Annotated in this window: 6 protein-coding genes; 2 read left to right on the top strand and 4 right to left on the bottom strand. The window is 66.3% G+C overall.

What is annotated here, in order from left to right; all coding sequences use genetic code 11:
• Positions 1-653: 653 nt before the first annotated feature.
• The gene (locus ASC91_RS04895) at positions 654-3,242 is read right to left on the bottom strand and encodes a cellulase family glycosylhydrolase (protein WP_200955219.1); all 2,589 of its coding nucleotides are present in this window, start codon (positions 3,240-3,242) and stop codon (positions 654-656) included.
• Positions 3,243-3,436: 194 nt separating this feature from the next.
• Between ASC91_RS04895 and ASC91_RS04890 the strand changes: the two genes are divergently transcribed.
• Complete coding sequence (locus tag ASC91_RS04890) at positions 3,437-3,922, top strand: AAC(3)-I family aminoglycoside N-acetyltransferase (RefSeq protein WP_157281161.1); 486 nt, start codon at positions 3,437-3,439, stop codon at positions 3,920-3,922.
• 14 nt (positions 3,923-3,936) lie between these two features.
• On the opposite strand, the gene ASC91_RS04885 is transcribed toward ASC91_RS04890, so the two are convergent.
• A complete protein-coding gene (locus ASC91_RS04885) occupies positions 3,937-4,191 on the bottom strand; it encodes a hypothetical protein (protein ID WP_056193108.1) in 255 nt (84 codons plus the stop codon).
• A 218-nt stretch (positions 4,192-4,409) separates the two neighbouring features.
• Between ASC91_RS04885 and ASC91_RS04880 the strand changes: the two genes are divergently transcribed.
• A complete protein-coding gene (locus ASC91_RS04880; protein ID WP_056193105.1) occupies positions 4,410-4,838 on the top strand; it encodes a VOC family protein in 429 nt (142 codons plus the stop codon).
• On the opposite strand, the gene ASC91_RS04875 is transcribed toward ASC91_RS04880, so the two are convergent.
• Positions 4,835-5,173 carry a thioredoxin family protein gene (locus tag ASC91_RS04875; protein WP_056193102.1) on the bottom strand — a complete coding sequence of 113 codons (339 nt, stop codon included), beginning with the start codon at positions 5,171-5,173 and terminating at the stop codon, positions 4,835-4,837. The two genes, ASC91_RS04880 and ASC91_RS04875, sit on opposite strands and share 4 nt — an antisense overlap.
• 46 nt (positions 5,174-5,219) lie before the next feature.
• On the bottom strand, positions 5,220-10,016 hold the full coding sequence (locus ASC91_RS04870; protein WP_200955218.1) for an NAD-glutamate dehydrogenase: 4,797 nt from the start codon (positions 10,014-10,016) through the stop codon (positions 5,220-5,222).
• Between the last annotated feature and the right edge of the window lie 13 nt (positions 10,017-10,029).

Here is a 10,029-nt window from a genome sequence, read left to right as displayed (position 1 = left end):
GGTTCACGCAGTTCGACCTGCGCGAGCCGACGTTGGACACTTGAGAAGGTGTTACCCATGTCCTGGCACGGGTGTTACCCATGTCTCCGGTCTATACACGGCGCCAGAAGAAAGTCACCAAAGAAGAGGCGCCGAACCGCACACCATCGCGACTCCGCCAGGAGCGTCGCGCGAAAACGTTCACTGGCGTGGCGACAAAAAGCGAGCCGCTGCGCTCTCGCGTCTGACTTGTCACCAGCCCGCCCCACCGCACCGGCGGGCCGTCCGACGCGCGGCTGCACGCCGTGCTCACGAGAGGTCCCAATTCAGCGTCGCTCGGGCGACGCGGTATTCCCTGGTGAGTTCGGCGTGCAGCCGACGTTAAGCGGCGTGAAGGCGCGATGCATGGCGCTCGTCATAAGGACAGCAGCGAGAGCGCAGCGGATCGCTTCGAGGTGTGCTCCGATTCGAGCAACGCGAGCGCCTCATCCCGCTCGAGTGCGGATTGCATTGAGCGCTCCTCTTTTGGTGACTTTTCTCTGGCGCGTCAGAGAAAGCCGAAGGCTTCGCCAAAAGTTACCCGCCCTCGCGGGGCGGATTCCCGCGGCACTGCACACGAGTCATGAACGGCCAAGGCAAAGGCAACCCGTGACCGCTACCCACTCTTCAGCACCCTACTGCGCGTTCACCTTCAGCCAGTTCAGATTCCACTCCTTGCCGATGGATTTCAGGCGCAGGGTGTGGTTGCCGGCCGCCATGGCGAAGGGGGTGCTGGTCTGGGTGGCCCAGGTCTGCCAGCCGCCGGTGTTGGGAACGGCCATGACATCGACAGCTTTGGCGCCATCGATCCAGACTTCAAAACCGGTGCTGCCATTGGCGCTTGCCAGGCGATAGTCGATGGTGAAGTTGCCGGCGGTGGCGACGTTGATCTTGAACTCGATGTAGTCGTCAGGATCGAAGTAGCCCACGTCCTGGCCGCCGCCGGTGTCGCTGCAGCTTTCGAGCTGGACGCCGCTCATGGCCGCGAAGGCTTCGGCCTGCAGGGTCGCAGGGACAGGGACCGACTGAATGGTGGTGCTGGTGGCGTCGCTGTAATAGCTCTCATTGGCCGCGGTGAGTGAGGTCACGACGTAGAAATAGGTCGTGCCACTGACGGCAGTGTTGTCCGTGTATTTGTTGGTGGTGACCTTCTCGGCGAGTTTGCTGTAGTTGCCACTGGCGCCGGTCGCGCGATAGACGCTGTAGCCCGTGACCTTGGCATCGCTGCTCGCATCCCAGCTGAGCCCGTTGCCGTCGCCGCCTTCGGCCAGTTTCAGGTTGGCAGGGCGCGCCGGCAGTTGGAAGACCTCCGGTGCTGTGGCGCTCACCATCCACTGGGCCAGGCCGGAATGAACCTCATACGCCTGGGTGGCGTAGCTCTTGAACAGGGTTTCGATTTCAGCCACGGTGGCGACGTTGAAATCCACCTTGCCGTTCATGTCGATGACGTCCTTGCCCTGCGCCGGCTCCTTGTCGAGCAAATACATCTCGGCCCAGGTGTTGGCACTGCCGTTGTCCTTGAATACGCCGTTCAATGCGTAGGTCTGGCCGCCTTCGAGGGTGATGGCCTGGTAGATGCCGCCATTGATTTCGCCGGTGATGCCGTCCGGGCGGGTCACGCGCAGTACGGTCCCCTCGCTGCCCGTCGGATTCTTGCCTGCGGCCGAGTAGTTGAAGTCCAGGTTCAACTTGCCACTGATGGTCAGCGCAGTCCAGCCGTTCGCGGAGCCGAAGCCGCCGTTGGTGATGACCTCTGCATTGGTGGCGGTGTTGGTGATGCTGATCTTGTCGAAGCTCACATCGGGATTGCTGCCGCCCGAAGCCCCGCTCTTGATGACGAAGTAATAGGTCTTGGAGCCGGTGCCGCCCACCTTGATGGTTGCTGCCTTCACCGTGCAGGCATTGCTGAAGCCGGAATCCCAGCCCGCGCAATCCCAGGTGCTGGCCTTGGCCACCAGGCCCACGCCGGTGTCGAAGTTGCTGTTGACGGCGTTGGTGACCATGCCCCAGGTGCCTTTGCCTGAGCCGCCCGCCGGGCTGACCAGTTTGTAGGCCCAGGAGGTGGACGCCCAGCCGTAGCTGGCATAGGTGTCGTAGGTGGCACGGCCGATCTGGCCGCCCAGGTCCAGGCCCGCACCCTGCCAGGGTTGAAACTCACCCACGAGCAGAGGGATCTTCAGGTCGCTGACCTGCTTGTTGTAGGCGCAGACACCGGCGGTGCCCGCCGACCCGCAGCGCAGCCAGTCGCGGTGGATCGCGTAGGGCGAATCGCCAGGCCTGTCACCAAACAGGCCGGGGTAGGGGTGGATCTCGAAGGCGACGTTGGTGAAGCCCTTGGCGGTCGGGTTGCCATAGCCGTCGATGCTGCCGTAGTGGCTGGGCAGCAGCACGATGTGCTTGTCATCGATGGCGCGGATGGTTTTGTACAGCTCCTCGACGCGCGCCACCATGGCTTCGGCGGTGGAGCCCCAGGGCTCGTTGAGGGGGTCGTAGGCCGCAACCACAGGCTCGTCCTTGTACCTGGTCGCGATCTGCTGCCACAGCCACTTGGTGCGCTCCTGCGCTTGCGCGTCCGTCCAGTATTTGTTCTGGCCGGCGCAACCCGTGTGGTCGTTGGGCGTCTGGCCGCCGGGAGCGCCGTGCAGATCGAGGATCACGTAGATGCCGCGCTTCTTGGCCTCGGCGATGCTCCAGTCCAGGTACTTCCAGGCATCCGCGCGAAGGGTCTTGGGCTTCTTCTCGTCTTCGATCACGCTCCACAGGATGGGCAGGCGGACGATGTTGAAGCCGAAGGCTTGCAGCTGGTCCCAATCGCGTGTGGTCATCCAGCTGTCGCGAAAGAGCTTGATCAGGCGCTCCTTCTCGTCATAGCCAAAGCGCTCGGTCAGCTTGGCTTCGAGGGTGCATTGGTCGGTCACGCCATTGCCGCCCTGGCCCATCATCCAGAACTCCTGCACCAGCCAGTTGCCGAGGTTGGTGCCCTTGAGCAAGACCTGCTTGCCGCTGGCGTTGACCCACTGGGTGCCGTCGGTTTTCAGCAGGGTGAGGCCTTCGCTGGTGACAGGAGGTGTACTGGGTGATGGAACGGTTGCGTTGCTGCCGGAGCCTCCACCGCCGCCACAACCGGCCAGCAGCGCCGCGCCCATCACGCCGCCCAGTAAAGCGTCACGCGCGGAACTGCCCAGGCGCGAGGCGGCGCCTCCCACGAACCATCGTTTTGCCACGTCTTGTCTCCGTTTATAGATTGGAACCGGTTCCAATCAAGTATCCAAGACGGGCGGAGATCCTGTCAACAATGCGTGGGGAGCGTCCTTGGGGGCTGGACACTTTCAGTATTTTCCCGGGTTGATGAATGGAATCGGTTCCATTATTTGCAAGGCGCAGAATGACGCGGCCACATCTACCAACGTCCAGCACCATGGTCATCCGAGTTCTCTGCGCAGACGACTTGCCCTTGATGCGCCGCATGCTTGATCTCCTCGGGCAAGCTTTTGACGACGTGTCGACCTACTCAAGGTGGCAACCGGAAGACGGTTATCTCAGCCAACTGCTGAGCAGCCAGACCTTCATCGCGATCTGCGCGCTGGATGGAGACGATGTGGTGGGCGGACTGGCAGGCTACGTGCTGCCCAAGTTCGAGCAGCAGCGCTCGGAGTTCTACATCTACGACCTGGCGGTGTCCGAGCACCATCGGCGGCAGGGCATCGCGACAGCCATGATCCGAGAGCTGCAGCGGCTCGCCGCGGCTCGAGGTTTCTACGCCATCTTTGTGCAGGCAGATCACGGCGATGACCCGGCGATTGCGCTTTACAGCAAGTTGGGCGTCCGGGAAGACGTCCTGCACTTCGACATCGAGCCTGCAGACCGAAAAAAAGAAACCCGCCAGCGGCGGGTGGGTGACTGACAGCAGCGCGGGTTTCAGACAAGCCAGACGGCCGTCTGGGCTGCGGCTACCGCCGTTTCGGCCGGCGCGCTGCGATGCCCTTCGACGACGACGCGCGGCAGCTTGGCGACCACCATCGCATCGGCACGCTTGCCGACCACAACCACGCGCTCCAGCTTCACGATCTCGGTCGCCGGCGTCGCGGTGTGGTTGGCCAGGCCCACGCCCATGGCGGCAGCGGCGGCCACAGAGGCGATGGCGATGACGAAGGTCTTGGCGGCGGTGTTCATGGTGGGCTCCGGTGGGGTTGGCTGTGTCAGTGATTGCAGTGTCTGCAGACGCGCCCCCCGCCGCGAGCGGCAGGCGATGAATCGCCGGCGCGCGCGGATGAACTGCGGATTTGTGGGACGGACGGGTCGGCTCGACCGGGCCTGAATCCTGTTGAAACACTCTTGGCGGGAGCCGGCTCCTAACATGGCTCTTCCACTCACCCGGCACTGGAACGCCCATGGAAACCCAGGAACTGCACCGCGGCCGGCTGGTCGATCACATCCAACTCGTCGTGCGCGACCTGGCGGCCAGCCAGCGTTTCTACGAGGCGGTCTTCAAGGTGCTGGAGATTCCCATCGGTGGCACCGGCGACAGCTTCTTCTGGGCGGATGAACTCTTCGTTTCGACCGCCGACAGCAAAGCCGCGCAAGGCGACCTGACCGGGCGCGTGCACCTGGCTTTCCAGGCCAAGGGCAAAGCCGCCGTCGATGCCTTCCACAAGGCCGCGTTGGCGGCTGGCGGCAAGGACAACGGTGCGCCGGGCGAGCGGCCCTATCACCCGGGCTACTACGCCGCCTTCGTCGTCGACCCCGACGGCAACAACATCGAGGCGGTCTTCCATGGCGTGGCAGAGCGCAGCGCGGACTCGGTCAAGGTGATTTTCTAGCCGTTCCGGCTGCCGCCAAGCCCTGCCAGCGCCTCGGCGATCTCGCGTGTGCCGCCGGGCCGCACGACACGCGCGACCTCCCGCCCGTCCTGCAGCATCACCAGCGTCGGCCACAGCTTGATGCGGAACGAGCGGCCCAGTGGCCGCCCGGGGCCGTCCTCGATCTTCAGGTGGCGCAGCGGTGCGCCGGCATGTGCCGTCAGCGCGTCGCCGATGGTTCGCTGCGCGGCCTGGCAGATGCCGCACCAGTTGGCGCCGAATTCGAGCACGGTGCTGCCAGCCATGGCGTCGACCTCGGCGCGGGGTGGTTCGTCACTGGAATAGGGAGGGCTCATCGGGATCTCCTGCAGCCATGTCGACCAGCCACGGCAAACGCGATGCCTAGGTCAAGCCACGCAACTCCCGCAACGCGACCGACAGCATCGCCGCGTCCGGCGCCGGCACCGCGCGCAGCTCACCCAGCAACTGCTCCGCGCGTTCGATGGTGCGGCCGTTGCTGGCCTGCCAGGCCTCGACCAGGGCGTCGGGCGAATCGTGGTTGCCGCCGCCGGCCAGCACCGCGCCGGTGATGGAGCGCTGCAGGCCCCACAGATCGTCGAGCATGGCGCCCTTGGCGAGCATCTGCCAGTGCTGGTCGCCGGGCAGGGCGGTGATCTTGTCGCGCAGCCACGGCATGCCCAGGCGGTTCGCAAGGTCGAAGTAGATGGCCGCCACCAGCTCCACCGGCCAACGGGCGCTGCCGGCGATCTCGGCGATGTCCAGCGTCGCGTACAGCGTGCCGAAGGTGACCACGCGCTCGGCCAGTTCGCGCGGCACGCCGCCGGCGATGTAGCTGGCTGCCGCAGCGTCGACGCGCGCACGCTCGTCGGCATCCAGCAGCTGCGGCAGGCGCGCGGCGAGCTTGGTGACGTTGGACGTGAAGTGCTCGATGGTGGCGCCCATGTCGTCCACCAGGCGGTTGGAGCGCAGGAACCACTTGGTGCCGCGCTCAAGCTGGCGGCTGGTGTCGATCAGCATGCGCGACTGCAGCTCGTCGGCCACCTTGTTGTCCAGCGCCTCGATGCCCTGCCACAGGCTCACCATGCCAAAGATCTCGCGGCTCAGCAGGTAGGCGCGCACGATCTCGAAGGCGCGCGCGCCGGTGGTCTCCAGCAGGCGGTGCACGAAGGTGCTGCCGACCCGGTTGACCATGCTGTTGGTGACGTGCGTGGCGATGATCTCGCGCTTGAGCGGGTGGCGTTGCATATAGCCGCTGAACTTGTCCTGCAGCAGCGCCGGGAAGTAACGCCCCAGCGCCGTCGACACCCAGGGGTCGTCGGGCAGCGTGGAGCCGAGCAGCTCGTCATAGAGCCAGATCTTGCTGTAGGCCAGCAGCACGGCGCGCTCGGGGTTGGTCAGCCCCAGGCCCTTGCCGCGCCGGTCGGCGATCTCCTCGTTGGACGGCAGGTATTCGATCGCGCGGTCCAGCCGCTCGGCCTTCTCCAGGTACTGCATGAAGCGCGCCTGTGCGTCCATCAGCTGCGGCGCCATATGCCCAGTGACCGAGAGCACCTGGGTCTGGAAGACGTTGTCGCGCAGCACCAGCGCGGCGACGTCGTCGGTCATCTGCGGCAGCAGCGTGTTGCGTTGCTTCTCGGTCAGCTCGCCCTCGCTGACGGCCAGGCCGAGCAGGATCTTGATGTTGACTTCGTGGTCGGACGTGTCGACACCCGCCGAGTTGTCGATGGCATCGGTGTTGATGCGCCCGCCGGCGAGCGCGTACTCGATGCGCCCGCGCTGCGTGCACCCGAGGTTCCCGCCCTCGGCAAACACCTTGCAGCGCAACTCGCCGCCGTTGACGCGCAGTGCGTCGTTCGCGCGGTCGCCGACCTGGGCGTGGGTCTCGGTCGAGGCCTTCACATAGGTGCCGATGCCGCCGTTGTAGATGAGGTCGACCGGCGCCTTCAGGATGGCATTGACCAGCTCGGTTGGCGTCATCGTGTCGGCGGTGATGCCCAGCGCCTGCTTCACCTCGGACGTGATCGGGATGGACTTGGCGCTGCGCGCATGCACGCCGCCGCCCGCCGAGATCAGGCTGGCGTTGTAGTCGGCCCAGGATGAGCGCGGCAGCTTGAACATGCGCTCGCGCTCGACAAACGAGCTTTCCGCATCGGGGGTCGGGTCCAGGAAGATATGGCGGTGGTCGAAGGCCGCCAGCAGGCGGATGTGGCGCGACAGCAGCATGCCGTTGCCAAACACGTCACCCGACATGTCGCCCACGCCGGCCACCGTGAAGCCGGTGGTCTGCGTATCGACGCCCATCTCGCGGAAGTGCCGCTTGACGGACTCCCAGGCGCCGCGTGCCGTGATGCCCATGGCCTTGTGGTCGTAGCCGACCGAGCCACCGGAAGCGAAGGCGTCCCCGAGCCAGAAGCCGTACTCCTTGCTGATGCCGTTGGCGTAGTCCGAGAAGGTCGCGGTGCCCTTGTCGGCGGCGACGACCAGATAGGGGTCGTCCTGGTCATAGCGGCGCACCTGCGGCGGCGGCACGATCTTGTCGCCCACGCGGTTGTCGGTGATGTCCAGCAGGCCGCGCAGGTAGTTCTGGTAGCAGGCCACGCCCTCCTTCATGAAGGCCTCGCGGTCGCTGGACGGCGGCGCCTTCTTCAGCACGAAGCCGCCCTTGGACCCCACCGGCACGATGACGGTGTTCTTCACCATCTGCGCCTTCACCAGGCCCAGCACCTCGGTGCGGAAATCCTCCGGCCGGTCCGACCAGCGCAGGCCGCCGCGCGCCACCCGGCCACCGCGCAAGTGCACGCCTTCGAAGCGGGGCGAGTAGACAAAGATCTCGAACATCGGCTTCGGAGCGGGCAGGCCCGGCACCTTGGACGAATCGAACTTGAACGACAGGAAGCTGCGCCGCTGGCCTGCCGCATCGCGGCGCCAGAAGTTCGTGCGCGTCGTGGCGAGCATCAGCGCCAGGTATTGGCGCAGCACGCGATCCTCCGACAGGTTCTCGACCTGTTCCAGCGCGGCCGTGATGGCCTTGACCTGCTCCGCGGCCTGGGCTTCGGCATTGGCGCCACCGGCCGGGTCGAAGCGCAGCTCGAAGAGCCGGGCGAGCTGGGCGGCGATTGGCGCGTGCGCGGCCAGCGTGGCCTCGATGAAGGACTGCGACAGTGCAAAGCCGATCTGCCGCATGTACTTGGCATAGGCGCGCAGCACGACGATCTGTTCGGCCGTCAGGCGTGCCGCCACGACGAGGCGGTTGAAGTCGTCGTCCTCCACCTCGCCACGCAGCACGGCGGCGAAGGCGTTCTCGAACACATGGTGCAGCGCGGCCACTTCCACCTCGGCGTCGGCGCTGCCCATCAGCCCGAAGTCGTGGATCCAGATCGGCGCCGAGTCCAGCGGCGCGATGCGGTAGGGGTGCTCGTCGAGCACCTTCATGCCCATGTGTTCCAGCATCGGCAGGCTGTTCGACAACGTCAGCGGCTCACCCCGGCGCAGCAGCTTGAAGCGCAGATGACCGGGCGGCGCCTCGAGCGGGCGGTACAGGTTCATGCCCAGCGGTTCGGCATCAGTGAGCCGGGTCATCAGCTCGACGTCGGGCACCGCCGCGCGGGCCTCGAACTCTTCCCGGTACGAGGCGGGGAAGGCGCTGCCGAACTGGCGCAGCAGCTGGATGCCGCGGGCCTCGCCGGTCGCCTCAACCAGCGCCGTCTTCAGGTCGTCGTCCCAGCGCCGCGCGGCCGAGGCCAGGCGCGCTTCCAGCTCACGCACATCGAAGGCGGGGATCTGGCCCGGCTGGGTGCGTATCGTCATCTGGATGCGCGCCAGCACCGATTCCGACAGGTGCACGTTGAACTCCGAGCCGCTGCCGTTGAAGGCCTGCAGCAGGATGGCCTGCCACTTCTGGCGCAACTCGGTCGTGTAGTGCTCGCGCGGCGCGTAGATCAGGCAGGACAGAAAGCGCTGGAACGGGTCGCGCCGCACGAACAGGCGGAAGCGCTGGCGCTCGCCCAGGTGCAGGATCCCCACCGCCGTCTGCAGCAGGTCGTCGTTGCTGGTCTGGAACAGCTCGTCACGCGGATAGGTCTCGAGGATGTTGATCAGGGCCTTGCCGGCATGGCCGCCTGGCGTGAAGCCGGCGCGCGCGACCACGTCGGCCACCTTGCGCCGCAGCAGCGGGATGTCGGCCGGGTTGGCGCTGTAGGCGGTGGAGGTGAACAGGCCCAGGAAGCGGTCCTCACCGACGACCGTGCCGTCGGGGCCGAAGCGCTTGACGGCCACATAGTCCAGGTAGCCCGGCCGGTGCACGGTGGAGCGCGCGGTCGATTTCGTCACCACCAGCAGCTCGGGCCGGCGCACCTGTGCGCGCACCTCGGGTGGCAGGGCGGCAAAGGCGGCCACCGCATCCAGCGAGGCCACGTCGTGCAGGATGCCCAGGCTCGAATCAGGTACGACGGTCAGCACGTCCTGCCCGTCGATGCTGGCCAGGCCGTGGCGGCGGTAGCCCAGGAAGGTGAAATGGTTGTCGCCCAGCCAGCGCAGGAAGTCCAGGCCCTCGGCCAACTCGTCGGCCGGCAGGGGCGGCGCCTGCTGCTCCAGCTCATCGACGATGTCCTGCATGCGCTGGCGCATGGCGCGCCAGCCCGCCACGGCCGAGCGCACGTCGTCGAGCACGCGGCTCACGTCGGCTGCGAGAGCTTCGAGCCGGGCCGGCTCGGGAATGCGGTCCACCTCGACATGGATGAAGGATTCACGCAGGCCGTCGGCCGCCAGCCCTTGCAGCGTGCCGTCGCCGTCCGGGTGGATGATCAGGTGCAGCGTGAGGCCATGGCGGTTGACCTCCATCGTCACGGAGTCGACGAGGAAGGGCATGTCGTCGTTGACGATCTCGATGACGGTGTGGGTCGACTGCCAGCCGTGCTCGGCAATCGTCGGGTTGAACACCCGCACCCGCGCGCGGCCGACCTCGCGCTTGCGGGCAAAGCTCCAGTGCGACACCGCCGCGCCGTACAGGTCGGCCACCTGGCGCTCGGCCAGCTCCTGCGGGTCGACCTGGCCGAAGTAGCGCTGCACGAAATCCGACAGCGTCTCGCGCTGGTCGGCGCTGGTCTTGGCGCGCACCAGCTTGACGACTTCGTCCATGCGCTCGGCCCGCGGGCCCGAGGGGGTTGTCTGCACCAGCATGCTTGTCTCCTGC

Origin of the sequence: Pelomonas sp. Root1237 (genome assembly GCF_001425055.1) — a bacterium.
GTDB lineage: Bacteria > Pseudomonadota > Gammaproteobacteria > Burkholderiales > Burkholderiaceae_C > Pelomonas.
Note: the sequence above shows the minus strand (reverse complement) of the source record. Positions and strands in the feature narration are given on the sequence as shown.